Origin of the sequence: Mesorhizobium sp. XAP4 (genome assembly GCF_029269325.1) — a bacterium.
GTDB lineage: Bacteria > Pseudomonadota > Alphaproteobacteria > Rhizobiales > Rhizobiaceae > Mesorhizobium > Mesorhizobium ciceri.
This window is the reverse complement of the sequence record NZ_JARIXW010000001.1, coordinates 644,474-670,989: the sequence shown is the minus strand read 5'-3', so window position 1 is coordinate 670,989 and position 26,516 is coordinate 644,474. Positions and strand designations below refer to the sequence as shown.

Below are 26,516 nucleotides of genomic sequence, written 5' to 3'. Positions count from 1 at the left end.
TTCTTCACTTCGCTCTCGTCTCTTTCAGCAGCGCCGACATGTCGGCGCCGGTGATGATGCTTTCCACGGTCAGGAGATCGGTATCGGCAACCGTCTGCTCGGCGACGATCTCGCCGCGGCGCATGACGATGATGCGGTCGGCGACCTGGAACACGTGATGGATGTTGTGGGTGATCAAGAGCACGGAATGACCGGCGTCACGCACCTCCTTGACGAAGCGCAGCACGCCATGGGTTTCCTCGACACCGAGATTGTTGGTCGGTTCGTCGAGGATAATGACCTTGGCAGCGAACTGCATGGCGCGAGAAATCGCGATCGACTGCCGCTCGCCGCCCGATAACGTAGAGACCAGCGCATCGGCGTCGAGTTTTTTCGAGATGCCGACGCGCTTCAACAGCGCCGACGCCGCGTCTCGCAATTTGGCGAAATCGAGCGGCGCGAACACGCCCAGCCATTTCAGCTTGACCGGCTCGCGCCCAAGGAAAAGATTGCGCGCGATGCTGAGATCCGGCGCAAGAGACGTATCCTGGTGGATGGTCTCGATGCCGAGGTCCATCGCGTCGCGTGTCGAACGGATCGAAACCTTTTCACCGCGCACATAGATGTCGCCACGGTCGATCGGAAACACACCGGAAATCGCCTTGATCAGCGTCGATTTGCCGGCGCCGTTGTCGCCGAGCAGGGCCACCACCTCGCCTTCCTTGAGGGCAAAGGACGCATTCTTCAGTGCGCGGACGCTGCCGAAGGATTTTTGCAGATTCTGCAGCCGGAGAACTTCCATCGTCAGCCCCTTGCGGCGTTCTTCTGCAGCAAAGCGTGCAGGATGAGCATGGCGAGGATGATCAGGCCGACGAAGATGTTGTAGGCGAGGCCCGGCACGCCGATCAGCACAATGCCGTTGCGGATCGCGCGCAGCATCAGCGCACCGACGATGGTGCCGAGGATCGTGCCGCGTCCGCCGGTCAGCGCCGTGCCGCCGACCACCACCATGGCGATCACTTCGAGCTCGTAGCCGGTGCCGGCCACCGGTGAAGCGGCCGAAATGCGGAAGGCGCTGATCATGCCGGCCAGCCCCGCCAGAACCGAAGTCAGGATGAACAGCCACACCTTGACGGCGTCCGCCGGCACGCCACGCGCCACCGCCGCGTTGCGGTTCGAGCCGATGGCGCTGATCCAGTTGCCGAGCTTGGCATAGCGCAGCACGTAGATTGCCAGCAGCGAGAGACCGATGAACCACCACAGCGAGGTGTAGAACCGGAACGAGCCGACATTGAAGCTGCCGGCCAGCAGCGTCACGAAAAAACCCGGCTGGTCCCAGGATTTCAGCGGAAAGCCCTGCGTGATGTAGAGCGCTGCCCCACGCACCACGAGCAGCATCGACAGCGTGACCAGGAAGGACGAAATGCCGATCTTGGTGACGATCAGCCCGTTGATGGCGCCGATGGCGATGCACAGCAGAAGCCCGGCCAGAAGGGCGACACCTATATCCACGCCGCCGTTCTGCACCAGGAGCATGACGACGACCGGCGCCAGCCCGAACACGGCGCCGACCGACAGGTCGAACTCGCCCGCCGTCAACAGCAGCGTCATGCCGAGCGCGATGATGCCGAGCTCGGGCAGGAACGCCATCATGTTGGAGATGTTGAGCGGCGACAGGAAATTGGCATCGGCAATGGCGAACACCGCGAGCAGGACAATGAGGATGACGAGCGAGGAGAATTGCGGCGAGCGCATAAGGCTCGATCTGCGTTTCCCGACAGGCATTTCGTCTTCTGCGGCGATCATCATGACTGCTTCAACCATGCTTTGAAGAGACGCCCGCAGCTTACGCCGCGGGCACCGTTTTCACTTCGTGTCGTAGAGTTTCAGGATCGGTTCGACGCTCGAGGCGTCGTAGAGGCTGAACGTATGGATGTCGTAGCCGATCGGCTCACCCGAAGCGGCGAGCCCGAGCAGCGCCACCGGCATGAAGCCCTGCGCAGACGGGAACTGCCAGGCGGCCGCGTTGACGAAACCGGATTTGACGGCTTCCGCGGTTTCCTTGGAATTGCCCCAGCCGACGACCGGGATCTTGCCGGCCGGCACGCCGGCGCCGTCGAACACCCGCTTGACGCTGGCCGCGACGGAATCGCCAAGCGCGATGATCGCCGGCGGATTGTTGGCCACCATGTAGTCGGTCATCTTGGCAATGATGCCGGCCGGGTCGGTGCCGCAATCGACCACATCATATTTGATCCCCAACGGATCGAAGACGCTGGCGATGCCTTCGGTCTCCAGCTGCTGATAGCTGGCGCCGGGCACTTCCACCGGCAGGAACACCTTGTCGCCCTGCTTCACCATCTTGTGGTCGACAAGATACTTGGCCCAGATGACCCCCGCCTCCTTGAGATCGGCGCCGACATAAGCCTGCCGTCCGGTCGCCGGGTCGTCTGTGTTGAAGAACACGATCGGGATGCCGGCTGCCTTGGCCGCCTTCACCTCTTCCGTCCACAAGCCCGGCTGGGCCGACGTGGTGGCGATGCCGTCGGGCTTGGCCGCAAGCGCGGAATTGAAGGCCTCCTTCTGCGCCGCCATGTCGCCGCCGCTGAATGAGATCTTGCACGTCACCTTGAGCTGGTCGCAGGCTTTGGTGGCGCCGGCATTCCAGTCCAGCCAGAACGCATCCGACGGACCGCCATGCGACAGCAAGTAGAACGTCTTCTGGCCATCCTGCGCCATTGCCGGCGCGCTCAACGAGACGCCGGCGAGCAGCGTTACGGCAGCCGCCAGTTTCAATGCGAATTTCAACATTTTTCTCCTCCCTTGCTTTGGGCCGCGCCGCCGCAAATCGACGGCGCGCAGTGATCGTCACAGACCATTGGCGCGGAACTTCCCGTCGAGGAATTTCTTGGCGCGCGGCACGTCGTCTTCCGAGAGATGCTCGATGATCACCGGGATGTTCGGATGCTTTTCCGCCAGCCGCTGGAGATAGAGGTCGTAGTTCAGCGAACCGAGGCCCGGCGCCGGCAGCTCGATCTCACCGACGCCACGGAATGTATGGCTCTCCAGCGCGTCCTCGTCGCCGATATCGGCGTGCTTCTCGGACTTGTCGCCGCCCGAACGCTTGACGTCCTTGGCGTGAGCTATTCTGATCTTGTCGGTCAGCGTGTCGAACACCTGGTTCAGGATCTGGTCCATCCTGTCGATGTTATGCGTCTCGAAATAATTGGTCGGGTCCATCAGCAGACCGAGGCCGGGGTGATCGACCTGCGCGAACATCTTGACCGTCTCCTCGACCGAGCCGACGACGTTGTTGACATAGGTTTCGAGCAGGAAGACCGCGCCGTGGTCATAGGCCGTCTGGGCAAGGTCGGCGACCACCTTGCGGCATTCCTCGAACCCTTCCTCGGTCTTGTTCTTGGGGTGATGCACCCAGTCGGATTCGGTGTTGTAGGTGCCGGTTTCCGAGATCACATACGGACTGCCGAAATGGCGGGCGTTGCGGATGATCTCTTTGAGGTAGCCGACGCGCTTGTCGCGCTCGGCCTTGTCCGGGTGGATGATATTTGTGTAGCCGGAAATGCAGCACACCGGCAGGTGATGATCGCGGAAGACGTCGCGTACCTTCTTGGCCTTATCCTTGGTGATCTGCCCCGCCGACAGGTCGACGTCCTTGAAGTGGAGGTCGAGTTGCACCGTGTTGAAATCGAGCCCGCGGATCTTCTTCGCCGTCTCTTCGAGGCCGTACGGGAAATAGCCCGTGAAAATACCTGCCTGCATCATGGTATGAATTCCTCCCTGTAAGCGATTCAGTTGTTTGGTGTTTCAGCTGCGGTGATCATGTAGCGATTTCGGAAAGCTTGACCGTGCGGCCCTCGTCGATCGAGCGATAACCCGCCTCGACCAGCGCCATGGTCTTGACGTTGTCGGCGACCGACAGCGCCGGCGGCGTGCCGGTCTTCACCGCGTGCTGGAGCTGCTCCATCACACCGATAAAGGCATGCGGGAACCACATCGTGTCCCAGCTCGGGCTGACCCATTCGCCGCCGGTCGTCTCGGTCGAAGCGTAAGTCAGCGTCGAGGCAGCGCCCGTCGGCCAGCCGATGGTGCCCTTCGCGACCCCCTTGCTGCCGTCGACGCGCCAGTTGATGTGCTGGTCGTCCTTGTAGCCATCCTGGCGCGGACCGGACCAGACATCCTCCAGCGACACAGCGAGCACACCGGACGGAAAGCGCAGCGTCGACACCGTGATGCCGTCCGAGTGGTCGAATGTCGTGCGCGGGTCTTTGCGTGTCAGCGTGGTGATCTCGTCGGGATCGCCGAACAGGAAGCGCAGCACGTCGAGATGATGCACGCTCATATTGGCGAGCGTCAGCCGGTCATAATCCTCGAGAAAGCTCTGCCAGTGCGGGATGGCGTGCATGTCGATCTGGGCGAAGACGATGTCGCCCAGCGCGCCGCTGTCGATGATCTGCTTCAAGACGCGCATCGACTGGTCGTAGCGCATGTTCTGATTGACCGAGAGGATCTTGCCGGCCTTGGCCGCCTCGTCACGCAGCTTGACCGCTTCGTCGACCGACAAGGCCAACGGCTTCTGCGCCAGGATCGCCTTGATGTGCTTCTGCTTCAGCGCGTGACGGATCAGCGCCGGCTGCAGGTCGGGCGGGAAAGCAAGGTCGATGATCTCGACATTTTCGTCCTCGATCAGTTTTTCCGGTGTGTCGTGGACGGTCGGAATGCCCCAGCGCGTCGCCACCTTATCGGCGCTGGCCCTGGTGCGCGAGGCGATTGCCACCACCGGGAACCCGGCTTCCTTGTAGGCGGCGAGATGGCACTCGGCCATGATCATGCCTGCGCCGACACAGCCGATCTTGTATTCCTTCGTGCGGACCTTCACGTCCGGCTCGAAGCCTTTGCTTGCCATCTCTTCCTCCCGAAACTCTTTCCTTGCGGCGGCCGTCATCGTGCCAACGCCCCGCCGCTCTGTTCGAAATAATGCACTCTGGCCGGCTCGCAGGATATCGCCACCATGGCATCCGGCCGGATGTCGGGCTGGCCGCGCAGCAACGCCTTCAGTCGCGCCTGCCCGGCAGCGAGCGTCACCACGGTGTAGCCGCCAAGCGGCTCGACCTCGAACACTCGCGCCGGGCGGCCCGGGCCCCCATCCGCCCACGGTCTGACCTTGATGTCCTCCGGCCTCAGCCCGATCTCCACGGCGTCGGCGGGCGCTGTCTTGTCGTCGATGCGGATCGTGCCTTCAGCCGCTTCGACACCGCCATCGCCGCGCGCCGATCTGAGGATGTTCATCATCGGCGAACCAAGCAGCCTTGCCACATAGGTGCTGGCCGGGCGGTCGTAAATCTCTGCCGGCGTACCGATCTGCCTGATCTTGCCGTCCTCCAGGATGGCGATGCGGTCGGCGACCGACATCGCTTCTTCCTGGTCGTGCGTGACGTAGATCAGCGTCTTGCCGAGTTCGCGCTGGATGCGCTTCAGCTCGACGCGCGTTTCTTCGCGCAGCCTGGCGTCGAGCGCCGAGATCGGATCGTCCATCAGATAGGCATTGGGATCGCGCACCAGAGCCCGGGCGATCGCCACGCGCTGCCGCTCCCCGCCCGAAAGCTGTCCCGGCGGCTTGTGCAGGATAGGGCCGATATGCAGCTTCGCCGCGACGTCGGTGACCCGCCGCTCGATCTCGGCCTCGGCGACCCCGCGTTCGACCAGGGGAAAGCGGACATTTTCGAGCGCGCTCATATGCGGAAACAGCGCCAGGTTCTGGAACACCATCGCCACGTTGCGCTCGGCCGGCGACATCGCGTTGACCGGCCTGCCTCCGATCAGGATTTCGCCGGTGTCAGGTGTCTCCAACCCGAGCACCAGGCGCAGGATGGTCGACTTGCCCGACAGCGGCGGACCGAAGAAGCAGAAGAACTCATTGTCGTTGACGGTGAACGAGGCGTCGTCGACGGCGAGTGTATTGCCGTAGCGTTTGGTCACATTACGGAAGACGATATCGGCCATCTCAACCTGCCTTCATCGCAAGGCCGGTAGCGGCGTCGAAGACGCGCACCGACGACGTAGTAGGAGCGATGACAGCGGTGTCGCCGATAGCCAGCCCGACATCATTGTCGAACACCGTTTTCACAGCCGCCTCGCCCTGGCCGAGATGAACGATGGTGCGCGCACCGATCCGTTCGACAAAGGTCACCGGCATTGCGAGGCCCTGCCCATTCTGCACCAACGTCGCCTGTTCAGGCCGGAATCCGTAAAGCACCTCGCCGCGTGCACCACGCATGGCCGCTGCGAGTTCGCCCGGCAGCGGCGGCGTGACGCCCAACGGTCCGAGATCGACGACCAGTCCGCGGTCGCTCTCCGCCGGCCTGCCCTTGAGCAGGTTCATGCCCGGCGCACCGATAAAGCGGGCGACGAAGACATTGGCTGGATCGTTGTAGACCTCGAGCGGCGTGCCGACCTGCTGCAAAACCCCATGATCCATGACCGCGATGCGGTCGGCCATGGTCATCGCCTCGAGCTGATCGTGGGTGACATACACCATGGTCTGGCGGAACTGCCGCTGCAGCTGCTTCAGTTCGGTGCGCATGACGGCCCGGAAAGCGGCGTCGACATTGGAGAGCGGCTCGTCGAGCAGGAAGATCGCCGGCTCCATGATCGCCGAGCGGCCGATCGCCACCCGTTGCAATATGTTGACCGACAGCCTGTCGGCCTTGCGGTCGAGCAGCGGCGAAAGCTGCAGCATCTCGGCGATGGCGCCGACACGGCGATCGATCTCGGCTTTGGCAGCCCCTCGCATTTTTGGTCCATAGGCAAGGTTCTGGCGCACTGTCATATGCGTGAAGATGGCGTAGTTCTGGAACACGAAGCCGACGCCACGCCGGCCCATCGGCACGCCGGCCATGTCGCGCTCGCCAAACAGGATCTTGCCGCCGGTCGGTTCTTCCATGCCGGCGATCATGTTCATCGTCGTCGACTTGCCGCAGCCCGACGGGCCGAGCAGCGCCATGAACTCGCCATCTGATATTGCCAGGTCCATGGTCTTCAGCGCGGTGAAGTCGCCGAATTTCTTGACCAGGTTTTGCAGGTGGATGGCGCTCATGCCGGAACCTCGCGTGCACGCGCCATGCGCTTCATGGCAAACACCGCGACGATCGACAGCACGACCAAAATGGCCAGCGCGATCGCCGCCACATAGCCCCAGATCAGGTCCTGCGTGGTGAGCTTGTAGATGTAGACCGAGATGGTTTCGGTAGCGACGCCTGGACCGCCGCCGGTCATGATGTAGAGCGTGTCGAAGATCTTGAAGTTCTCGATCACCCGGATCGCCAACGCGATGATGATGATCGTCTTCATCTTCGGCAGCACGATGGTGACGAAGCGCTGCCACGGATTGGCGCCGAGCAGCGTCGCCGCCTTGATCTGGTCCTCCGGCACGCCGACCAGGCCGGCAAGCAGGATAAGGAACATCAGCGGCGTCCATTGCCAGATGTCGGCGACCATCACCGCAATCAGCGCCAGAGTCGGATCCGACAGCCAGGCGATGGTGACGGGAGATCCGGTGAGCGCCGACAAGATGTCGTTCACCGGGCCGCCCGACTGGAACAGCATGAAGAACATGTAGCCGGCCACGGCAGGCACCACCATCATCGGCATCAGCAGGATCGAATAGAAGACGCGCTTGCCCGGGAAATCGTCGGCAAACAGTGTCGCCAGCGCCAGCCCAAGCAGGAATTCCGCCGGCACGCAGACGATCATGACGATGGCCGTACGCTTCAGCGCGCTCCAGAAGCGCGCGTCGGCGGCGAGATCGGTGTAGTTGGCAAAGCTGTTCCACATCGACCAGGCGTTCCACCAGCCGGTGCCCGACAGGGGCGACCAGTCGGTGACGCTGATGTAGAGCTGCATCAACAGCGGGAAGGCCGAGATGAACAGCACCAGGATCTGCGCAGGCAATGTCAGCCGGAAACCCAGCCTTGCGCCCTCATCGCGCGAAACCGGCTTTGCTCCGACGGCTTTCACCTCATCCTTGGAAGTCATGACAGTCACCGCGCTCATTGCTTGAGCGCCCCGAACGTCAACCCGCGCACCAGATGGCGTTGGATGGCGATGCCCATGATGACCGGCGGCACGGCCGCGATCAGGCCAAGCGCCGCCTTGGCGCCATAGAGCTGCCCGGTCATCGAGGAGGATAGCGAGGCCATGTAGACCGGGATGGTCACCCATTCGCGCGTCGTCAGAAGCAGCGCGATCAGATAGTCCGACCAGTTGAGGATGAAGACGAAGAGCGCGGCACTGGCCAGCGGCGCGCGCATCATCGGCAGCGTGATGCGGGTGAAGACGCGCAACCGCGAACAGCCCTCGACAAGCGCCGCCTCCTCGATCTCGCGCGGCATGTCGTCGAAGAAGGTCTTCATCAGCCAGAAGGCGAACGGCAAGGTGACGATGCCGTAGATCAGCGCCAGGCCCCACCAGCTGTCGGTGAAGTTGAGGAAAGCCCACATGATCATCACCGGGATCATGACCGCCATCGGCGGAAAGATCCTGAGTTGGATCAGCGCCAGCGGCAGGTTCTGGCCGGAGCCGAAACGCGAGAGCCCATAAGCCGCGGCAGTGCCCGCCGACATGGCGATCACCGTGCCGAAAACCGCCGACAGCAGCGATGCGAGGATCGGCTTCAGCGCGGTACGGTCGAGCGCGACGATCAAATTGTTGGTCGACTCGCCGAAGACGAAACGAAAATTGCTGAGCGTCGGGTTCTTCGGCCACCAGGTCAGGTCGGCGCCGGTCGCCGACCATTCGGCGATCGGCTTGAACGCCATCGATACCATCCACAGGATCGGCACCAGCGTCACCGCCATGGCCGCGAAGATCGCGGCATAGCGGAATATCAGGAAAGGAACGGAACGCTTCATCTGGCGGCTTTGCTGGTGGCGTTGTGGGCGGAGGGGAAAAGCAAGCTCCTCCCCTCCTTCGATGTGATCCAGGGAGATGGATCAGACGATCGGGTCGAGAACTGTCGGCCAGGCCTCCTTGTTGGTCTTGATGGCTTCGAGCAGTTTGTCCTCGCCGGTGCGCCGCACGATCTTCTTCCACTCCGCCTCGGTATCGGCCATCGCCTGCTCGGATGTCTTGGCCTTGGTCAGCGCCGCCATGAGGTTCTCGTCGAGCGCATTGTGGAAGGCTGTCGCGCCGGGATAGTTGATGGTCGGCACGGTGCGCGCCACCGTCTCGCGCACGACGTCCATGTGGTAGGCATGATAGGTCTGGCGCACCAGCGGATCGGAGAAGTCCGAAAGCCGGAACGGGTCCAGATAACCGCCGGGATTGGCACTCATCCAGGCGTAGATACGGGCCGAGCCCAGCCATTGCAGCAGGAGATAGGCAACCTCCTGGTTCTTCGACTGCGACGAAACCATGCCGGTCAGCGAGAACCACAGCACGGAACGGCTGATCAGCTTGCCGTCGATCTCGCGGCCTGGCGGCAGCATCGAGCCGATCTTGCCGGTGACGGCCGAATCCTTGTTGCCGGCATTGTCGAGGAATTTCGGCAGGTTGGAGAAGGCGCAGGTCATCGCCGCACCACCCTTGGCGAAGTTGCCGTATTGCTCCGGCCAGCCCCACGAGATCGCATCCGGCGAATGATGTGCGAGCGAAGCGACATATTCGTTGGTGGCGGCGATGCCTTGCTCGGAATTGATCATCGGCTTGCCGTCATCGCCAAACAGGAATTGGTTGGGCGAAGCCATCGAGACATAGCGCTGGTACCAATTGGTATAGCCCCAACCCTGGTTGCGCAGGTCGGTCGAGCCGAACAGGCCCTTGTCCGGTCGCTGGAAGAAGGCGGCGATGTCGCCATGCTGCTTCCAGGTCTTCGGCGGCGCCAGATCGTAGCCGTATTTGTCCTTGAAGGCCTTCTTCTCGGCTTCGTCGCCGAACAAATCGGTGCGGTAGACCCAGGTCTGGAAGTCGCCGTCCAGCGACACGCCATAGTTGGAGCCGCGGTATTTGTTGAGCAGCGACACGCCCTTGGCGCCGTTGACATAGCCGCTGACGGGATCGTCCCATTCGGGCTTGTGCTGCGCGACAAAGTCATCGAGCTTGGCGATGCCGCCGGTTTCGGCGAGGTCGCCGAGGCGATTCCATTCGGTCGAATAGATGTCGTAGGCCCCACCCTTGGTAGAGATGTCCTGCATCGTCTTGGTGAATTCCTGGCCGTTCGGCAAACCGACGATTTCGATCGCGATGCCGGTTTCCTTTTCCCACAGCTCCTTGATCGACGGCGCACCGGCCGGGAACGGCTGCGTGAGCTGGCCGATCGAGCCGTCGGACAGGCCGAGCACGATCTTGGCGGGCGCCTTGCCGGCGCCCTTCAGCGCCTTGGCCGCCTCGATGGCGCGGCCTTCCGGCGTGTCGGCGCCATACTGGTAGCGCTCGGCTCCATCGAAGCCCGTCGGGCCGCCGATCATGCCTGGCGCCAGCGCGTCGGCCGCATAGGCGCGGCCGGGACGAATGAATTGGGGTGCGATACCAGCGGCGGCCATGATCACAGCCGCCTTTCCTCCGGATGCCAGCAGCCGGCGCCGCGAGATGCGGATCAAGTCAGACATTGAAACTCCTCCCTCAGGGCCACGTTTCCTCCACGGCCCTTATGAGGGATATTGACGGCAGCATGGCAAGGCTGTCAACATCATAAATAATCAAAACACCTCACAACATCGCAATAGGGCAAGGAAATGCACAAAAACGGGATCCATGCATCATGCCGGGTGCTTCAATTTGAGGGCACACGACCCTTCCCGGCCCTGCGCAGCCCTGCCGGACCATTTGATTTAGCGCGGCGGCTTGCGCATGGGCTAAGGGCGGATACATCATTTCCCATCAGAATCGCCGATGGCGGGGAAGCCGTCACCAGCCGATCTGACGCATGCAGGAGATGAAAGACGGTGCGTTCCACCCTGACTGACATAGCCCGGGAAGCCGGCGTCTCGGCCGCCACCGTCGACCGCGTGCTCAACAACCGACCCGGCGTGCGGGCGCGCACGCGCGAAATCGTGCTCGAAATGGCGCAGCGCCTCGGCTACATCGCCGAAGGCCCGAACGGCGCGCCGCCACGGCCTGCGCCCGGCGAGGTCATCCGGCTCGACTTCGCGCTGCCGGCCGGCACCAATTCCTTCATCAAGATGCTGCACCGGCACATCGAGGCACAGGCTCTGGCGCGGCCCGACCTCGATGTCCATATCGCCACCATCGAGGGCTTCAATCCTGACCGGCTCGCCCGCCTGCTGCAGGACCTGCGCGGACAGACGCAAGGCGTCGGCGTTATAGCGCTCGACCATCCGACGGTGCGCGAAGCGATCCGATCCCTGTCGGCCAACGATATCAAGGTGGTGACCATCGCCTCCGACATCCTGCATGTGCCCAGGGTCGCCTATATCGGCATCGACAACCGCGCCGCCGGGCGGCTGGCCGGCTATCTGCTCAACCGCTTCATGGGATCGGGGCATCCGGGCAAGGTGGCGCTGTTCGCCGGCTCGCTGTCCTATCGCGGCCACGAAGAACGCGAGATGGGGTTCCGCCACGTCCTGACCGAGGAATCACCCAACCTGCAGATCGTCGAGATGCGCGAAATGCTCGACGACCGCGAGAAGGCCTATTCGGAGGCATCGGCCCTGCTGGAGCGGCACCCCGACCTTGCCGCGATCTACAATGTCGGCGCCGGCAACACCGGCATCGCCCGCGCGCTCAAGGAGCACGGCCGCGCCCAGTCCATGGTCTTCCTCGGCCACGAGGTGACGGACGGCACCAAGGACCTTCTGCTCGACGGCACGCTCGACGCGGTCATCGACCAGAACCCGCGCGTCGAGGCCCGCGAAGCGCTCAACACTTTGACCCATGCGGTCCGCGGATTGCCCTATGAACTGCACCAGCCAAGGCTGCAGGTGATCTTCAAGGAGAACATCCCTGAGATTTGACGGACCAGACGAGCGGGGCAGCGCGGTAAAGCGCCCGCCCCGCTCGATGCTTCCAGTCTATTGGACGGCAGCGACTTCAGCCGCGGCGCCATCGACAAAGCTCTTGTCGACCCATTTGCCGTAGTCGATCGAGCCCTTCAGGAGCCCGGCGCTGGCCATGAATTTCTCCTCGCCCTGCAAGGCGGCGATCGCGTCGTCGGTGAGTTTCGGATCCTGGTGGAACACCCCGTCGGCATAGGTCTTGCGGACGGATTTTTCCGACGACTTGGTCGCCTCCACAAACGTCTTGATCGTCTCGTCCGGATGAGCGTCGGCCCAACGCGAAATCTCGATGTCGATCTTCAGCAGCCGCTTGACCAGATCGGGATATTTCGCCGCGAAGGCGCCGTTGACCGAGATGACGTTCGGCACGTTCCATTCCGGATGGGTGCTGGTGTCGAACAGCACCCGCGCCTCGCCGGTGTCGACCAGCTTGGCCGCCGTCGAATCCGTCTCGACAATGGCGTCGATATCGCCGCGCAGCAGCGCCGGGCCGGATGCCTCGAAAGGCAGGTTCAGACCTTCGACGTCATTGGTGGTCAGGCCGACGCTGTTCAGTGCCTTGCTGAAGTTCGAATGCCGTACCGTTCCGGTGAGATAGGCGACCTTCTTGCCCCTGAGATCCTGCAGCGTCTTCAACGGCGAGTCGGTTTTGACGACGATGTAGGAACCGCCGGCCTTCACGTAGCTCGACAGGCCGATCAGCTTGACGTCGGCGCCGGACGCAGCAACGCGCAGCGCCGGATTGTTGCCGGTATAGGTGAACTCGATGGCGCCGGTCGCCAATGCCGTCGTGGCTTCCGAGCCGCCGTTGAAGGTCACCAGTTCGACCTTGATGCCGTCCTTGGCGAATTCCTTGTCCCACCAGCCGTCCTTCTGGGCGAGGACGAATTTGAGGTGCCCCGGCGCCGTGCTGCCGATGCGGATGATGTCAGGCTTGTCCTGTGCGAAGGCAGGCATGCCACCGAGGCCGATGACGACGGCAATGGCGCCCTTCAGCAGCAGCCGGCGAATTGCGTCGAATGGAATGTTGGGCATGGGAAAATCCTTCCTGTTTGGAATGAATGGGGCCGCTTAAATGAGCGAGGTCTCGGACTGGCCCTTCCAGGCTGTTGCCCAGCGCTCGAACCAGACGAGCAGGTAATTGACGGTCAGGCCGATGACGGTGAGCGTCAGGATGCCGGCATACATGTCGGCCGTTTCCATCATCAGCTGCGAATTCTGGATGAGGAAACCGAGGCCGGATTTGGCCGCCAGCATCTCGGCGCCGATGACCGCGAACAGCGAGGATTTCACCGCCAGCCGAGCGCCGGCGACGATCGAGGGAATGCTGGCCGGCAGGATGACTTTCCGGAACAGGTCGAAGTCGGACGTGCCCATCGAGCGCGCCGCCTTGATGAGCAGCGGATCGACCGACTTGACGCCGCTGATCGTGTTGACGAGGAGAAAGAAAACCGAGGAGTAGAAGGTGATCGCGACCTTCGATTCCTCGCCGATGCCGAGCAGCAGGATGAACACCGGCAGAAGCGCGAATTGCGAGGTGTTGCGCAGCGTCTGCACCAAAAGGTCGGAAACCTTCTCGAACAGCGAATAGCGCCCCATCAAGAGACCGAGCGGGATGGCGACCACTACGCCGAGTGCGAAGCCGATCGCAGCGCGCTGCAGGCTTATGCCGATATGCTCGATCAGCACGCCCGAGGCGAGCAGCGCCCACCAGGCGACCAGCACCTCGCTCAGCGGCGGAAAGAAGATCCGGTTCAGCCAGCCGAGCCGGGGCGCGATCTCCCACAGCAGGAAGAACAGGCCGAGCAGCGGCAAGCCATAGAGGAATGTGCCGCGGCTCGCTTTCTTGCTCCGGATCTTGGCGTTGGCCTTGATGGCGGGGACCCTGGCGGCGGCTACCGTTTCGCCAGCGCCGGCAAACAGGTGGAGCGCTCCAGCGGAGCCAAACTTCTCGGTCAGATAGGCCATGGGTCCAGTTCCTCAGTGACTGAAGGCTGGCGACAGAGTCCAGTCCTTCTGCGCCTTGTTGACCTCGTCGCGCAGCACGTCCCAGACGCGAGCGCGATATAGATTGAATTCGGCGCTGGCGCGGATGTCGCCGTCGCGCGGCCGTGGCAGGTCGATATCGATGATCTCCTTCACCGCGCCCGGCCGCGCCGTCATCACCACCACCCGGTCGGCGAGGAAGATCGCCTCGTCGATCGAGTGGGTGACGAAAATGACAGTCGTGTTGATCTTGCCCCAGATCCGCAGCAGCTCGCCTTGCAGAAGCTCGCGCGTCTGCTGGTCGAGCGCCGCGAACGGCTCATCCATCAGCAACACTTCCGGGTTGCTGGCCAGCGCACGCGCGATCGCCACACGCTGCTGCATGCCGCCGGACAGCTGGTTGGGAAAACGGTCCTCGAAGCCCGCAAGGCCGAACAGCGACAACAGATGGTGGGCCGTCGCCGTGCGCTCAGCCTTGGCCACGCCGCGCACTTCCAGCGCATATTCGATGTTGGCGAGCGCCGTGCGCCAGGGAAACAGCGCATATTGCTGGAAGACATAGCCGGTCTTCGGGTCGGGCCTGGTGATGCGCCGGCCATCGAGCTTGACGTCGCCGCCGGTCGCCTGCGTCAGCCCGCCAATGATGTCGAGCAGCACCGACTTGCCCGAGCCGCTGGGGCCGACCAGCGTGATGAACTCGCCCTTGCGGATCGAGAGGTCAACGCCATCGAGCACGGTGACGCGGTCGGTCGCCTCGCCATCGACGGTGACGAACTGCCCCGGCTTGAGCTGGAAGGTCTTGCTGATGTCGCTGACGACGATACGGTCCATATCTGTCTCCGATCGGTTCACTGCGCCACGCGGATGCGGTGCGTCGGGTCGAATTCCGAGCCGCCGGCCTTGCCGCGCTTCCAGCCGAGCGCGCGGGCATAGGAGCCAAACAGCTGTCGGGCGTCGGCCTGAGCTTCCGTGATGCCGGTCGGCCCTTCGGCGAACTCGGCCACATAGAGCGCGTCGGTCGGGCAGTAGATCTCGCACAGGAAGCAGGTCTGGCAGTCCTCCTGGCGGGCGATCACCGGCACGCCGCTCTCGGTCGCGTCGAAGACGTTGGCCGGGCACACCTTGACGCAGATGTCGCATTCGACGCAGCGCGTGGCCGAGACGATCTCGATCATGACGCCAGCTCCGCCAGCCGCTCAGGCTCGCCTGCGATGCGGAACGCATCCACACCGGTGATGACCAGCCGGTGCGCGAAGGCCGGGCTCTTGCCCGGCAAATCGGTGCGGCGATGCATACCGCGGCTCTCGGTGCGGTGCAGCGCTGCGGCCACGGACCAGCGCCCGGCGGCGGCGATCGAAGCTGCCTCTCGGGTACGGACCCTATCCAGCCCGTCGCCTTGCAGATGGTCGCGCACGTCGCGCCAGACACTCTCCAGCCGCTCGCCGCTTTTCTCCAGGCCTTCGCCGGTGCGGAAGAAATTCTTGTCGAGCGGCGTCACCTCACTGCGCACCGCCTCGATGACTTCGCCTGCCGAGATGTCGACGCGCGGCGATGATGCAGGACGTAATCCAGCCTGGCCAAGCGACTGCACCTCAGTGCGGAATGCCTTGCCGGTCCGGCGCTTGGCATGGGTCGAAGCGCCCTTGCCCGCCCACCAGCCGCTGGCCAGCGCCCAGGACGAATTGACGGCGCCGCCGCCCGACACCGCACCGGTCATGATCTCGCGGCTGGCCGCGTCGCCGGCGACATAGAGGCCGGGTACGCCGGTGGCGCAATCGTCGGAGACGATGTCTATGCCGCCCGTGCCGCGCACCGTGCCTTCGGCGCGCAGGGTGATGCGGAACAGCTCGCTGAAAGGGTCGATGCCGGCGCGGTCATAGGGCACGAAGCAATTCGGCTGGCCCTGGCGCAGCCAGCCCTGCAGCGCTGGTTCGGCCTGATCGAGCCGCGCGTAGACCGGGCCGTCGATCAGCGCGCGCGCCACTTCCTCCTCGCGGTCGCCGATGCCGTTGCGCAACGGCTCGCCGGTCGGCCCGACGATCGGTGAGCCATCTTCGCGATGGAACGACGCCCAGCGGAACGGCAGCCCCTTGTTCAACGAGGAGCCGTAGGGCGCCAGCGTGTATTTGCCGGTGAACTCCATGCCCGACAGGCTGGCGCCGGCCTCCGCCGCCATCAGATAGCCGTCGCCGGTCAGCCCGGTCGCGCCGAGGATGCGCTCGCGGAAAGCGCAGCCACCGGTCGCCAGCACCACCGCGTTGGCGTCGACGCGCCAATCCTGGCCGATCTGCCTGGCAACACCGGCGGCGCCGACGATGGCCTCGCCGTCCGACAAAAGTTCGAGCGCGGGATGATGGTCGAGGACGGTGACGCCGGCCAAAAGCACGCGGCGACGCATGAAGCGCATGTAGTCCGGGCCGCGCAGATTGGCGATGTAGAGCCGGCCGTCATCCTCGCTCGGGAAGGGATAGCCCCATTCGGAAAGCCTGAGCAGGTTGCGGTAGGCGGTGTCAACGCAGCGCAGCATCCAGCGCGGGTCGGCGAGTTCGCCGGTGCGCTGCCAGCGTCGCTCGACCACGGCATGCCTGTTGTCGCCCGGCGGCACGCACCAGGTGCCGGTGTTGGACGGCGCGGTGGCGCCGCTGGTGCCGAGATAGCCCTTGTCGGCCAGCACCACCTTGGCGCCGGCCTCGGCCGCGGCGACTGCTGCCCAAGCTGCCGACGGACCGCCGCCCAGCACCAGCACGTCGGCCTGGAGCAGCAAGCTGTCGGAAGCGGATTTTTGCGGCTTGGGCATGGAGACCTGGCGAATAAAGTCGAAGCAGGCGCTAGGCCGCGCGGGCCGCGCTGGAAGACCACACCGGCTCGTTGCCCGCGCTCCACTTGATGTTGCAGCCGATCGACGGCGCCTGGCTGGCAGTGGGCCTGCCGCCCTCCAGCACCGTATCGACCGCCGCGCGCAGATCGGCACCCGTCACCGGCTTGCCGTTGCCCGGCCGCGCATCGTCGAACTGGCCGTGATAGGCGAGCCGCCGGTCAGTGCCGAACAGGAAGAAGTCGGGCGTGCAAGCCGCGCCATAGGCTTTCGCCGTCTGCTGCGACGCATCCTTGAGATAGGGGAAGGAATAGCCGAATTTTTCGGCCTCCTCGCCGATATGGGCGAGCCTCTCCTCCGGATGCGCCTCGTGGTCGTTGGCGTTGATCGCCACCACCTGCAGCCCCTTGCCCGCATAATCCCTGGCGAAAGCGGCAAGCTGCTCGCGGATCAGCACGACGAACGGGCAGCGGTTGGAGATGAAAGCGACGAGCAAGGCCGGCTTGGCGTCGAAATCGGCAAGGCGGTGCAGCACACCTTGCGCGTCGGGCAGCAGGAAGTCGGCGGCCCTGGTGCCGAGGTCGACCGGATTGGACTCTGTTTTCGGCATCGATGCGCTCCCTTGTGCAACCATTTTCACAGGCCAAGATGCGAGCGCTCCGAGCGTTCGCAGTTAGTCTATGAATTTAGTATAATTATAGGCTGGAGAGCGCATTCACGGTCAACCGCGCGGCTTAGAATATCGTGCCAATGTTTCAGGCCGAGCCGCCAAGTTTGTTCGGGCGGAAGCCGATCCGGAGAAATCCGGACGGACAGCATTTATGAAGCGCAACGGGGTTCGGCGACGAAATTGTACTGCCCAGCCGAACCGTCTTGCGATTTTCGCGACGTCATTCCCCTTCCGGATAGAGCGCTTTCGCCAGGTCGCGGATCGCATCCGATGTGCGCGGGCCGAAGCCGATCATGTAGGCGCCGTCGAGCACGACCAGCGCCTTGTTGGCCGCCGCCGGCGTTGCCGCCAGCGCGCGGTTGCCGAACACCAGATCGGCCGTCGGCCCGCCCTTGCCGTCGCTCATCATCAGGATGACGTCAGGCGCCATCTCGATCAGTTTTTCCTCCGACGCCGCCTTGTAGCCCTGTACGATGTCCATAGGGTTGAGGCCGCCGGCATAGCGGATGATGGCGTCGGCAGAAGTACCCGCGCCGGCAGCGCTCAGACGTACCAGGCCATGGAAGAACACCACCTTCTTGCGCCGCTCCGGCGGAATTTGCGACGCCAGATCCGCGGCAGCCTGAAAGGCGGTGAGCACCTCGGCGGAAACCGCCTTGCCCTTGTCCTCGAGCCCAAGGCTGGCGGCGATCAACGTGATCTTGTGCTCGATGCCTTGCGGGCTGTTGTCCTGCGGGACCAAGACGATCGGGATTGCCAGCGACTTCAGCACCTCGACCGCTTCAGGAGGCCCGCTGTCTTCTGCGGCCAGGATCAGGTCGGGACGCAGGCTGGCCAGCCCCTCGACCGAAAGCTGGCGGCGGTAGCCGACATTGGGTTTTTGCGCGACTTCAGGCGGATATTTGCTGCCGCGATCGATAGCGACGATTCGCCCGCCGGCGCCCAGCGCGTGGACGATCTCGGTGACGTCGGAACCGAGCGTCACGATCCGGGTCGCCGCGCCCGGCACGACGGTTCGCCCCAGCGCATCGACAACGGTCTCGGCGGCCAGCGCCTTGAAGCCGCAGGAAGGCGCCAGCACCGACATTGCCAGAAGCAGCACCGCCGCGATCCTGCCCGGTTGCGACCAGTGGATCGTCTTGCCTTCGCCTAAACTGCCGACCATGCCGCTGTTCCCGTGCCAGATGCTTTTCGAGGATGGTCGGCTATAAATTTAAAGTTGACTTATGTCATCATGTTTTAATATGTGACCCGTGCCCTGACCTGCCTGGTCGAGGGATTTTCAATAATGCCAGCCAAGGCCGCTCAGCCACCGCCAGCAGTTTTGCTTTTGCTTGGGGGCTGCATGACAACGACAACAAACACGACATTGATGGCGAGCACGGCGCTCGCCTTCGTGCTCGGCCTCTGCGCCGTGCCTCTTGCCAGCGCGCAGGAACAGGACCGGGAGAAAAAGGCCGCCGCCAAGACCGGCCGCCTGGCGCCGGCCAGTGTCGCGCAGAACCAGCCGGCGACGATGCTCGACGTGATCACCATCTCGGCAACGATGATCAAAACGGCGGTGATCGAATCGATGGCCGCCATCAGCGCCGTCGATCAGGACGAACTCGACCGCATCCAGCCCGACACAGCCGCCGACATCTTCCGCACCACACCGGGCGTCGCTGCCTCGATGAATGGCGACGATCCCGCAACCGCCATCAACATCCGCGGCCTGGAGCAATATGGCCGCGTCGTCGTCACCCTCGACGGCGCCCGCCAGGACTACTGGCGCGTCGGTCATGGCTCTGGCTCGTTCTATGTCGAACCCGACCTGATCAAGGAAGCCACCGTCATTCGCGGTCCGGTCTCGAATGCCTATGGTTCCGGCGGCATCGGCGGCGTCGTCTCCTTCGAGACCAAGGATGCCGGCGATTTCCTCAAGAAGGATGAGCGCTGGGCGCTGAGCGAGAAGCTCGGCTACGAGGACAATGGCGACGGCTTCACCACCAGCACCACCGGTGCCTACCGCTTCAGCGACGATGCCGATATCATCGGCAACCTCATCTACCGCGACCGCGACAGCTACACCGATGGCAATGGCGACACCGTGCCATGGGCCGGCGAGCGGGTGACCAGCGGCTATCTGAAGGCGACGTTGCGGCCGGCCGATGGCCATGAGCTGAAGCTCGGCGCCATCCTGCAGCGCTACAACGACCAGATCACCGGATCGAGCGGCTCGACCTCGCCGACCCTGAGCCGCTATGACACCGACACCACCAACCAGACCTACACCGCCGCTTACACCTGGAAGCCCGACGACAACGCGCTGATCGACTTCAGCGCCAATGCCTATCACAACCGCACCCGCGCCGAGCAGACTCAGGTCTGGCCGACCTCGGCGATCGGCAATTTCCGCTTCTACGACGTGGCCACGACAGGTTTCAATGTGAAGAACTCCTCGCGGTTCGACGTCTGGGGACTAGCACATACGCTGACCTACGGACTCGACTACTACTATCTCGAGGCCTCCTCGGAAGCGGCGCATTTCGGCGCTGGCCAACAGCAGGGCTATGGCGGCTTCCTGCAGTGGCAGGGCGATTACGGGGACTGGCTGCAGGTCATCGCGGCGATGCGCTATGACGGCTACCAGCTCGATGGCGAGACGCGCATCCCGTCACCGCAGGAAGCCTCGATCTCCGGCGATCGTTGGTCGCCGCGCCTCACCGTCGGCGTCACGCCATTCGATGGCTTCCAGCTCTATGGCACCTATTCCGAAGGCTACCGGGCGCCGGGTCTGCAGGATGTCTTCCGTGGCGGCGGCGCGCATGGCGGCGGTGATACATATCGGCCCAATCTTCTGCTGCAGCCCGAGACGGCGAAGAACTGGGAGGCCGGCGTCAACGTGAAATATGACGATGTGCTGACGGCGGGTGATCGGCTGCGCGCCAAGGTCAACGTTTTCCACACTGACGTCGAGGACTACATCGACGTCGACCTCACCGTGCTGCCGCGCACGGCAATCAACATCGGCGACGCACGCCTGAAGGGCGTAGAGGCCGAGATGGTTTATGATTATGGCTGGGGTTTCGTGAACTTCTCCGGCGCGCTGATCGATGCCAAGGTCGTCAGCGGCGTCTATTCCGGCCAGGCGTTGAACAACACGCCGCTCGACCGCTTCTCGGCCACGATCGGCTTCCGCATGCTGGAGGACCAGCTCACCGTCGGCGCGCAATATCTCAGCGTCGGCAAGATCACCCGCACCAGCCGCACCAATCCCAACGCCGTGCCGGTCGTCGATGACGGTTTCGATCTGGTCAATGTCTTCGCCAACTGGCGCGTCAACGACAACCTCAAGCTCGATTTCGGCGTCGATAACATCTTCAACACCGCCTACACCGATCCGCAAAGCGCATGGTCGACCTCGGCGGCAACAGAACAGGGCAAGGGCCGCACCTTCAAGGTGGCCCTCACCGGCAGGATCGGAGGCTGACAATGAACGAAGCATCGGTGCGTGAACTGGCCTGCGAGGCACGGCTCAACCTGCGGCGTCTGCCGGACTACATGGACAGCATCTCCGACAGGCTGCGGAGCTTCGAGGCCGATGCTTCGCATCAGGGACAGCGCATCGATTTCCGCTTTGCCTTCGGCGGCGCCTCGTTCGACATGGAGCGGCTGGTGATGCGGGCCAATGCTGCCGACCGCGACGGGCTCGCCCGTATCAAGGACCTGCTCGCCACAGCCGTACAGGTCTACGCCAAGGAGGAAAACCCCGAGATCGTCTGGACCGGCGATCTCTCAGGCGAAACCAGCCTCGCCCAGTTCCGCGAGATGGTGGTGACCGATGTTCGCGACCTCACTCAGAATATGCGCCGCATTCGTCTGACCGGCGAGAACCTCTCGCGCTTCGCCAAGTTCGGCGGCATGCATATCCGCATGCTGTTTCCGACCAGGGACGTCCCCGATCCGCTGTGGCCGGTGCTGGGCGGCAATGGCTTACCGGTCTGGCCCACCGACGACCGGCGCCCGGTGGCGCGCGTCTACACCATCCGCGCGCTCGACGTGGAAAAGGGCATCATCGATGTCGACTTCCTGATCCATCCCGGCGAGAGCGTCGGCTCCGCCTGGGCCATGCAGGCCGCGCCCAGCATGAAGGTTGGCATCATGGGCCCGGTCGGCCGTCCGGTGCGGCAGGCAGAATGGTACGTCATGGGCGCCGACGAAACCGGCTTGCCGGCGCTGGCTCGGCTGCTGGAGACGCTACCGGCCGGGACAAAAGGCGTCGCCTTCGTCGAGATCGCCAATGATGGTGAAAGACAAGCGATCAACAATGGCACGGGCATCGAGGTGCATTGGCTGACACGGGATGGCGTGGCGGCGGGCGAGGACAGACTGCTGGCCGAGGCTGTCCGCTCGGTGGCGTGGCCGCAGGACGGTTCGGCCTTCGGCTGGTTCGCGGCGGAAGCCGCTGCCGCCAAGATCGTGCGCGAATGTTGGCGCGACACGCTGGGGCTTGGTCGCGATCAAACGCTGGCGGCGGCCTATTGGCGGCGTGGCTCTGCCGGATTGATGGCGGGGTGAACTCTGATGATCGGCCCGCCGTCTTTGCCGATGCCGATATCAATTTGATCACCGGAGACAAGGTTCGAAATATCGCACACCACCAGCGGCATGCGGATGTCATAAAGAAATTCGGCAACGATGGCACCGACCGCCAGGATCGGGTCCGGCCGCTCCAGAAGAATACCGGCCGGCGCCGTGCCCCTGCGGATCGCCTCGGCCAGGACCGAGGATGAAGACGACGAGCCGCGCCCGCTCGGCATGGCCAAAATCCTGCCGGCGACATTTCGGCCGAGGCCGGGGTGCGAATGGTCTGTTATCTCGCCGGTCTCGGCATCGATACCGCCCCAGAAGCTGAGCGGTTGCGAAAACACCAGCGCCTGACCCTCAGCGTCACCGGCCAGCTGGAAAGTGCCGGTTCGTTCCACCGGTCGCGTCATGACGCGCTCCGCACAACATGCCCGGCCGCAGCAGAGCGGATGCAATCCCGCATCTCGGCGAAGGCGACGGACACACCGATATTGCCGGGTGCATAGTGCGCCCATTTGCCGGAATTGGTCATCACCACGCCGTCGAGACGTTCCAGGATCGATGTGACATAGGTGCAGGTATCGGCGACCGGGATCAGGCCGAACGCCTCCATACCGGCCAGCGCGCCCTCCTCCTGCAATCGCGTCAGCGTCGCGCGGCCGGTGTTGACATAGATCGGAATGCGCCTACCCGGTGCTGCCTCGCGCAGCAACGGCAACAGTCGCATCCATTCCTCATGCGAAAAATGCGGCGTGCCGAGCGACACGGCCGCCAGCGGCGCGCCATCCGGCACGCTCGATAGCCTGGCCAGGCCATGGTCGATATCGGCGCGGGTAATGCGGATCGTCTCGTCAGGCGCATGACCCTGGAATACCTCATCGAGCGTCCTTGCTTCCGGCGTGATGCCGACCGCATGGAACAGCGCCACAGCACCGGTCGTTGCCGCCGCCGCCCCCAGCGCCTTCAGCTGGTCCTCGTCGCGCGGCCGCGGCAGGCCGGCAATCACCGGAACGCGGTCGCCGCTCGCTTGCCCAATCAATAGCCCGACGCCGACGAAAAGGCTGTCGCACGGCTCGCTGTCCGGAACATCCAGCTCAAACAGGATCCGACCACGCCGGTTCTCGCTCAGATGCAGCCCCCAGGCCGGCGCGCGCCCGGTCATGGCGCAGCACAGATCGATGAAATCGCCATAGCGGTTGGTCCGCGCGCCGATCACCGAATTGGCAAAGACGATGGCGTTGGATTCCCCCCAGGCGATCTGTTGGCCAAAGCTTGGCCGGAACCGCGTCTGGTAAGGCGCGCAAGTGAAAGTCGCCTGGCAGCCGAGCTCCAGATGCGCTTTCATCAGCCGGCGCGCCGGCACCTCTTCCGCCGCCGGCATTTTCACCATGCCGGGATGGATGAGATCGAACGAACCGACATTGAGCGTCGTCGGCACCTGCACGCGGCCACCGCCTTCGACCAGCCGCTCGACGAAGTCGAGACCGGCCTTGCCGTGGTAGAGACAGCCGTCGATATGGGCGCCGGCAATGTCGAGCAGGCTGCCCGCGCCGATCGCGTTGGAAAAGGCGACCAGGATTTTCATGGCAGCAGCCGCTGACAGGCCATGCTCGCCGTCGAGCATGGATCGGTCGCGTGCAGTCAGTTCCAGGGTCATCGGTATGCTCCGGGTCGTGCCCGTCTATGCTGTCCCTGATTGCGGACGGTCTGGCAAGACCCGGTGAGGATCAGTTCGCCGCGATCAACACCGTGCTTTCAGGCGACCAGCGCAGCACGACATCCTGACCTTCTGCCAGCCGTTCCATGCCGGTATTCTGCACAATCACTTTCAACGTCTGACCAGCACGCTCGACGAAATAGGTGCTGTTGCTGCCGGCGAAGATGCGCTTGGAAACCTGTCCCTTGAGCATGTTGGCGTTGCCATCCGGTGCTCCGGCATCCCTGGCGATGCGGATGCGTTCGGGCCGCACGGCACAGCTCGCCTTGGCGCCGGCGGCAAGCTTGGCACCCACACCAGCGGCAATCGCCGTTCCGTCCGCCAGCCGGATGCCATCGCCCGTGCTGTCGCCGCGAAAAATGTTGGCGTCGCCGAGGAAGGTGGCGGCGAACTCGCTCTTCGGCCTGTTATAGATCTCCTCCGGCGGCCCCTCCTGCACCAGCCTGCCGTCGCGCAATATGCCGATGCGGTCGCTCATCGTCAGCGCTTCTTCCTGGTCGTGCGTGACGAAGATGGTGGTGATGCCGATCTCGCGCTGGATGCGCTTGAGCTCGATCTGCATATCGACGCGCAGCGCCTTGTCGAGCGCGCCGAGCGGCTCGTCGAGCAGCAGCACGCGCGGCTTGGTGACGATAGCGCGGGCGAGAGCCACACGCTGCCGCTGCCCGCCGGAGAGTTGGTGCGGCCGGCGGCCACCAAGCTTGCCGAGCTGCACCAGATCGAGCGCGCGCTGCACCTCCGTTGCAATCACCGCCTTGGCCTCGCCGCGCACCGACAGGCCGAAGGCGACATTGTCGGCGACGCTCATATTGGGAAACAGCGCATAGTTCTGGAACACCATGCCGATGCGCCGCTTTTCGACCGGCACCCGCTCGACGCTCTCGCCGCCGATGGTGATGCGGCCCGAATCGGGAAAATCGAAACCGGCAATCTGGCGCAGCAGCGTGGTCTTGCCGCTGCCCGACGGCCCCAGCAGCGCATAGAATCCGCCATCGGCGAAATCGATGGAGACATTGTCCAGCGCCTTGTGTGCGCCGAAACTGCGCGAGACATCAGATACCTGCACGCCGGCCATTATTTCTCTCCGCCGAATTTGAAGAACCGCGCCGTGAGCAGCATCAGCGCCATCGACACGACAATGATGATCGTCGAGACCGCATTGATCTCGGGCGTGAACCCTTTGCGGATCGCGGCGTAGATTTCCACCGGCAGCGTCGTCTGCCCAGGTGTCGCCAGGAAATAGGACACCACGAACTGGTCGAACGACACTGCAAACGCAAACAGCCCTCCGGCAATGACGCCTGGCATGATCCAAGGCAGCGTGACGCGCCTCGTTACCTGCCACTGGTTGGCGCCGAGCGAGCGTGCCGCCTCTTCCAGCTCCGGCGCGAAGGTCTGCAGCCGGGCCGAGACGACGACGATGACATAGGGCAGCGCCAGTGCGACATGGCCAAGCAGGATCGCATGCAGCCCGCGACCGATGCCGACGCCGAAAAAGAAGATCAGCATCGCCGTGCCGGTGATCAGCCACGGAATGGCGATCGGCGGAAACAACAGCGCCTGCAGGAATTTCTTGCCGCGAAACTCATAGCGATAGAGCGCCAGCGATGCCGCCGAGCCGAGCACGACACAAATGACGGTGGTGATGACGGCGATCTCGACGCTGTTCCAGGTGGCGGCGATCAGCTGGTCGTTCTGCCACAGCGAAGCGTACCATTCGGTCGTCCATTCGAACGGCAATTGGTAGAAGGGCGAGACGTTGAACGACATCAGCGCCATGATGATGATCGGCAGATAGAGGAAGGCGAGCAGCAGACCGATGTAGAAGCGGCCAAGCCATTCGAGGACGCGGGTCGTCGCCATCACGCGGCCCTCCGCAGCACCGGCGACGCCACCGCCAGGATGACCAGCACCACGGCCAGCAGGATGAAGGAAAGCGCGGCACCGAGCGGCCAGTTGAACACGGCGACGAACTGGTCCTCGATGACCGTGCCGTAGAAGGTGCCGGTGCGACCGCCGAGGATGCGCGGCTCCATGAACGAGCCGACGACGGGGACGAAGATCAGGGCCGCACCCGCGACCAATCCGGGCATCGACAGCGGGATGATCACCCGCTTCAGCACCTGTAGCCGTGAAGCGCCAAGCGAACGCCCGGCCTCAATCAGGGAATCATCGATCGCCTGCAGCGTGAGATAGCAGGTCAGTACCATGTAAGGCACGTAGGAATGCACCAGCCCGATGATGACGGCTGGATAGGAATACATCAGGTCGATGTTGATCTTGAACGGCAGCACGGCGTTGAGCGCGGTGTCGAGAATGCCGCCCTCGCGCAAAACCATCGCCCAGGAAAAGATGCGCACCAGCCCGTTCGACCAGAACGGCAAGATGACGAGCAGGAAGATCGCCTCGCGGCTGCGCCCCTTCAGCACTTTGGCGAGCACGTAAGCGGCGGGATAGCCGATGACGACGCACCACAGCGTCACTTCGAGGCCAAGCCGCAGCGAGGCCAGCAGCAGTGTCAGATAGAGGCTTTGCGAGAAGAAGGTGGCATAGTTGCCAAGGGTGAATGTCCACGGCTTTCCCGACAGCGGCAGCTCGGTCATGAACGAGAAAAAGACCATGGCCGAGAGCGGCAGGAAGATCGCCACCGTCAGCCAGAGATAGGCTGGCGCCAGCAGCGGCAGTGCCGATCTCAGCCCGCTTCGCGACGCTGTCGCAGCTGCCATGATACCCTCCCCCAGGATTGAAACG

At 63.7% G+C, this 26,516-nt stretch carries 25 protein-coding genes; 3 read left to right on the top strand and 22 right to left on the bottom strand.

Translation table 11 applies throughout. The features are described 5' to 3' along the window. Window positions 1–4: 4 nt before the first annotated feature. From P3C39_RS03500 to P3C39_RS03455, 10 genes are all read right to left on the bottom strand, one after another. On the bottom strand, window positions 5–787 hold the full coding sequence (locus P3C39_RS03500) for an ATP-binding cassette domain-containing protein (protein ID WP_024501560.1): 783 nt from the start codon (window positions 785–787) through the stop codon (window positions 5–7). Next, complete coding sequence (locus P3C39_RS03495; RefSeq protein ID WP_198032074.1) at window positions 784–1,803, bottom strand: ABC transporter permease; 1,020 nt, start codon at window positions 1,801–1,803, stop codon at window positions 784–786. The genes P3C39_RS03500 and P3C39_RS03495 overlap by 4 nt, the downstream gene beginning before the upstream one ends. Window positions 1,804–1,845: 42 nt before the next feature. After that, a complete protein-coding gene (locus P3C39_RS03490; RefSeq protein ID WP_024501562.1) occupies window positions 1,846–2,790 on the bottom strand; it encodes a substrate-binding domain-containing protein in 945 nt (314 codons plus the stop codon). Between the two features lie 57 nt (window positions 2,791–2,847). Next, window positions 2,848–3,762, bottom strand: a complete 915-nt coding sequence (locus P3C39_RS03485; protein WP_013530826.1) for a sugar phosphate isomerase/epimerase — start codon at window positions 3,760–3,762, stop codon at window positions 2,848–2,850. Between the two features lie 55 nt (window positions 3,763–3,817). Then, window positions 3,818–4,903, bottom strand: a complete 1,086-nt coding sequence (locus P3C39_RS03480) for a Gfo/Idh/MocA family oxidoreductase (RefSeq protein ID WP_275952675.1) — start codon at window positions 4,901–4,903, stop codon at window positions 3,818–3,820. 35 nt (window positions 4,904–4,938) lie between these two features. Further along, window positions 4,939–6,000, bottom strand: a complete 1,062-nt coding sequence (locus tag P3C39_RS03475; RefSeq protein ID WP_275952674.1) for an ABC transporter ATP-binding protein — start codon at window positions 5,998–6,000, stop codon at window positions 4,939–4,941. A 1-nt stretch (window position 6,001) separates the two neighbouring features. Continuing rightward, the gene (locus P3C39_RS03470; protein WP_063168540.1) at window positions 6,002–7,093 is read right to left on the bottom strand and encodes an ABC transporter ATP-binding protein; all 1,092 of its coding nucleotides are present in this window, start codon (window positions 7,091–7,093) and stop codon (window positions 6,002–6,004) included. Beyond that, window positions 7,090–8,049: a sugar ABC transporter permease gene (locus P3C39_RS03465; protein WP_013530822.1), complete on the bottom strand. Its 960-nt coding sequence runs from the start codon at window positions 8,047–8,049 to the stop codon at window positions 7,090–7,092. The genes P3C39_RS03470 and P3C39_RS03465 overlap by 4 nt, the downstream gene beginning before the upstream one ends. Continuing rightward, window positions 8,046–8,906, bottom strand: a complete 861-nt coding sequence (locus P3C39_RS03460) for a carbohydrate ABC transporter permease (protein WP_024501565.1) — start codon at window positions 8,904–8,906, stop codon at window positions 8,046–8,048. Before P3C39_RS03460 ends, P3C39_RS03465 begins: the two co-directional genes overlap by 4 nt. An 81-nt stretch (window positions 8,907–8,987) precedes the next feature. Then, complete coding sequence (locus P3C39_RS03455) at window positions 8,988–10,601, bottom strand: extracellular solute-binding protein (RefSeq protein WP_063168542.1); 1,614 nt, start codon at window positions 10,599–10,601, stop codon at window positions 8,988–8,990. Between the two features lie 336 nt (window positions 10,602–10,937). Here P3C39_RS03455 and P3C39_RS03450 point away from each other — a divergent pair, with 336 nt between their 5' ends. After that, window positions 10,938–11,966: a LacI family DNA-binding transcriptional regulator gene (locus P3C39_RS03450; RefSeq protein WP_013530819.1), complete on the top strand. Its 1,029-nt coding sequence runs from the start codon at window positions 10,938–10,940 to the stop codon at window positions 11,964–11,966. Window positions 11,967–12,023: 57 nt separating this feature from the next. Here the strand turns inward: P3C39_RS03450 and P3C39_RS03445 are convergent, their stop codons facing one another. From P3C39_RS03445 to P3C39_RS03415, 7 genes are all read right to left on the bottom strand, one after another. Next, window positions 12,024–13,043, bottom strand: a complete 1,020-nt coding sequence (locus tag P3C39_RS03445; protein ID WP_127384738.1) for an aliphatic sulfonate ABC transporter substrate-binding protein — start codon at window positions 13,041–13,043, stop codon at window positions 12,024–12,026. A gap of 36 nt (window positions 13,044–13,079) precedes the next feature. Then, the gene (locus P3C39_RS03440; protein ID WP_024501569.1) at window positions 13,080–13,976 is read right to left on the bottom strand and encodes an ABC transporter permease; all 897 of its coding nucleotides are present in this window, start codon (window positions 13,974–13,976) and stop codon (window positions 13,080–13,082) included. Window positions 13,977–13,988: 12 nt separating this feature from the next. After that, on the bottom strand, window positions 13,989–14,825 hold the full coding sequence (locus P3C39_RS03435) for an ABC transporter ATP-binding protein (protein WP_275952673.1): 837 nt from the start codon (window positions 14,823–14,825) through the stop codon (window positions 13,989–13,991). A gap of 17 nt (window positions 14,826–14,842) precedes the next feature. Continuing rightward, on the bottom strand, window positions 14,843–15,169 hold the full coding sequence (locus P3C39_RS03430; protein ID WP_013530816.1) for a ferredoxin family protein: 327 nt from the start codon (window positions 15,167–15,169) through the stop codon (window positions 14,843–14,845). Beyond that, a complete protein-coding gene (locus P3C39_RS03425) occupies window positions 15,166–16,791 on the bottom strand; it encodes an FAD-binding protein (RefSeq protein WP_275952672.1) in 1,626 nt (541 codons plus the stop codon). The genes P3C39_RS03430 and P3C39_RS03425 overlap by 4 nt, the downstream gene beginning before the upstream one ends. Window positions 16,792–16,822: 31 nt before the next feature. After that, window positions 16,823–17,419, bottom strand: a complete 597-nt coding sequence (locus P3C39_RS03420; RefSeq protein ID WP_024501572.1) for a thioredoxin family protein — start codon at window positions 17,417–17,419, stop codon at window positions 16,823–16,825. A 280-nt stretch (window positions 17,420–17,699) separates the two neighbouring features. Continuing rightward, on the bottom strand, window positions 17,700–18,644 hold the full coding sequence (locus tag P3C39_RS03415) for an ABC transporter substrate-binding protein (protein ID WP_275952671.1): 945 nt from the start codon (window positions 18,642–18,644) through the stop codon (window positions 17,700–17,702). Between the two features lie 180 nt (window positions 18,645–18,824). Here P3C39_RS03415 and P3C39_RS03410 point away from each other — a divergent pair, with 180 nt between their 5' ends. Both P3C39_RS03410 and P3C39_RS03405 read left to right on the top strand, forming a co-directional pair. Then, the gene (locus P3C39_RS03410) at window positions 18,825–20,951 is read left to right on the top strand and encodes a TonB-dependent hemoglobin/transferrin/lactoferrin family receptor (RefSeq protein WP_275952670.1); all 2,127 of its coding nucleotides are present in this window, start codon (window positions 18,825–18,827) and stop codon (window positions 20,949–20,951) included. A 2-nt stretch (window positions 20,952–20,953) separates the two neighbouring features. Continuing rightward, window positions 20,954–22,039: a siderophore-interacting protein gene (locus tag P3C39_RS03405; RefSeq protein ID WP_275952669.1), complete on the top strand. Its 1,086-nt coding sequence runs from the start codon at window positions 20,954–20,956 to the stop codon at window positions 22,037–22,039. Here P3C39_RS03405 and P3C39_RS03400 read toward each other — a convergent pair. The 5 genes from P3C39_RS03400 to P3C39_RS03380 all read right to left on the bottom strand — a co-directional run bounded on the left by P3C39_RS03400 (window position 22,000) and on the right by P3C39_RS03380 (window position 26,491). Next, window positions 22,000–22,458 (bottom strand): DUF126 domain-containing protein, encoded by a 459-nt coding sequence (locus P3C39_RS03400; RefSeq protein WP_275952668.1) that lies wholly within the window; start codon window positions 22,456–22,458, stop codon window positions 22,000–22,002. The genes P3C39_RS03405 and P3C39_RS03400 overlap by 40 nt on opposite strands. After that, entirely contained in the window at window positions 22,455–23,705 is a 1,251-nt protein-coding gene (locus P3C39_RS03395) for an aconitase X (protein ID WP_275952667.1), read from the bottom strand. Before P3C39_RS03395 ends, P3C39_RS03400 begins: the two co-directional genes overlap by 4 nt. Before the next feature lie 70 nt (window positions 23,706–23,775). Further along, complete coding sequence (locus P3C39_RS03390; protein WP_063168549.1) at window positions 23,776–24,840, bottom strand: ABC transporter ATP-binding protein; 1,065 nt, start codon at window positions 24,838–24,840, stop codon at window positions 23,776–23,778. Further along, entirely contained in the window at window positions 24,840–25,628 is a 789-nt protein-coding gene (locus P3C39_RS03385) for an ABC transporter permease (RefSeq protein ID WP_013530807.1), read from the bottom strand. Before P3C39_RS03385 ends, P3C39_RS03390 begins: the two co-directional genes overlap by 1 nt. Further along, window positions 25,628–26,491 (bottom strand): ABC transporter permease, encoded by an 864-nt coding sequence (locus P3C39_RS03380; RefSeq protein ID WP_013530806.1) that lies wholly within the window; start codon window positions 26,489–26,491, stop codon window positions 25,628–25,630. Before P3C39_RS03380 ends, P3C39_RS03385 begins: the two co-directional genes overlap by 1 nt. Between the last annotated feature and the right edge of the window lie 25 nt (window positions 26,492–26,516).

Excerpts from the sequence above, each read along its gene's own strand:
- P3C39_RS03460 (WP_024501565.1), bottom strand. The coding sequence starts at position 8,906 with ATGAAGCGTTCCGTTCCTTTCCTGATATTCCGCTATGCCGCGATCTTC.
- P3C39_RS03445 (WP_127384738.1), bottom strand. The coding sequence starts at position 13,043 with ATGCCCAACATTCCATTCGACGCAATTCGCCGGCTGCTGCTGAAGGGC.
- P3C39_RS03435 (WP_275952673.1), bottom strand. The coding sequence starts at position 14,825 with ATGGACCGTATCGTCGTCAGCGACATCAGCAAGACCTTCCAGCTCAAG.
- P3C39_RS03410 (WP_275952670.1), top strand. The coding sequence starts at position 18,825 with ATGACAACGACAACAAACACGACATTGATGGCGAGCACGGCGCTCGCC.
- P3C39_RS03440 (WP_024501569.1), bottom strand. The coding sequence starts at position 13,976 with ATGGCCTATCTGACCGAGAAGTTTGGCTCCGCTGGAGCGCTCCACCTG.
- P3C39_RS03395 (WP_275952667.1), bottom strand. The coding sequence starts at position 23,705 with ATGACCCTGGAACTGACTGCACGCGACCGATCCATGCTCGACGGCGAG.
- P3C39_RS03430 (WP_013530816.1), bottom strand. The coding sequence starts at position 15,169 with ATGATCGAGATCGTCTCGGCCACGCGCTGCGTCGAATGCGACATCTGC.
- P3C39_RS03420 (WP_024501572.1), bottom strand. The coding sequence starts at position 17,419 with ATGCCGAAAACAGAGTCCAATCCGGTCGACCTCGGCACCAGGGCCGCC.
- P3C39_RS03380 (WP_013530806.1), bottom strand. The coding sequence starts at position 26,491 with ATGGCAGCTGCGACAGCGTCGCGAAGCGGGCTGAGATCGGCACTGCCG.
- P3C39_RS03390 (WP_063168549.1), bottom strand. The coding sequence starts at position 24,840 with ATGGCCGGCGTGCAGGTATCTGATGTCTCGCGCAGTTTCGGCGCACAC.
- P3C39_RS03405 (WP_275952669.1), top strand. The coding sequence starts at position 20,954 with ATGAACGAAGCATCGGTGCGTGAACTGGCCTGCGAGGCACGGCTCAAC.
- P3C39_RS03455 (WP_063168542.1), bottom strand. The coding sequence starts at position 10,601 with ATGTCTGACTTGATCCGCATCTCGCGGCGCCGGCTGCTGGCATCCGGA.
- P3C39_RS03480 (WP_275952675.1), bottom strand. The coding sequence starts at position 4,903 with ATGGCAAGCAAAGGCTTCGAGCCGGACGTGAAGGTCCGCACGAAGGAA.
- P3C39_RS03415 (WP_275952671.1), bottom strand. The coding sequence starts at position 18,644 with ATGGTCGGCAGTTTAGGCGAAGGCAAGACGATCCACTGGTCGCAACCG.
- P3C39_RS03385 (WP_013530807.1), bottom strand. The coding sequence starts at position 25,628 with ATGGCGACGACCCGCGTCCTCGAATGGCTTGGCCGCTTCTACATCGGT.
- P3C39_RS03400 (WP_275952668.1), bottom strand. The coding sequence starts at position 22,458 with ATGACGCGACCGGTGGAACGAACCGGCACTTTCCAGCTGGCCGGTGAC.
- P3C39_RS03475 (WP_275952674.1), bottom strand. The coding sequence starts at position 6,000 with ATGGCCGATATCGTCTTCCGTAATGTGACCAAACGCTACGGCAATACA.
- P3C39_RS03465 (WP_013530822.1), bottom strand. The coding sequence starts at position 8,049 with ATGAGCGCGGTGACTGTCATGACTTCCAAGGATGAGGTGAAAGCCGTC.
- P3C39_RS03485 (WP_013530826.1), bottom strand. The coding sequence starts at position 3,762 with ATGATGCAGGCAGGTATTTTCACGGGCTATTTCCCGTACGGCCTCGAA.
- P3C39_RS03495 (WP_198032074.1), bottom strand. The coding sequence starts at position 1,803 with ATGGTTGAAGCAGTCATGATGATCGCCGCAGAAGACGAAATGCCTGTC.
- P3C39_RS03470 (WP_063168540.1), bottom strand. The coding sequence starts at position 7,093 with ATGAGCGCCATCCACCTGCAAAACCTGGTCAAGAAATTCGGCGACTTC.
- P3C39_RS03425 (WP_275952672.1), bottom strand. The coding sequence starts at position 16,791 with ATGCCCAAGCCGCAAAAATCCGCTTCCGACAGCTTGCTGCTCCAGGCC.
- P3C39_RS03490 (WP_024501562.1), bottom strand. The coding sequence starts at position 2,790 with ATGTTGAAATTCGCATTGAAACTGGCGGCTGCCGTAACGCTGCTCGCC.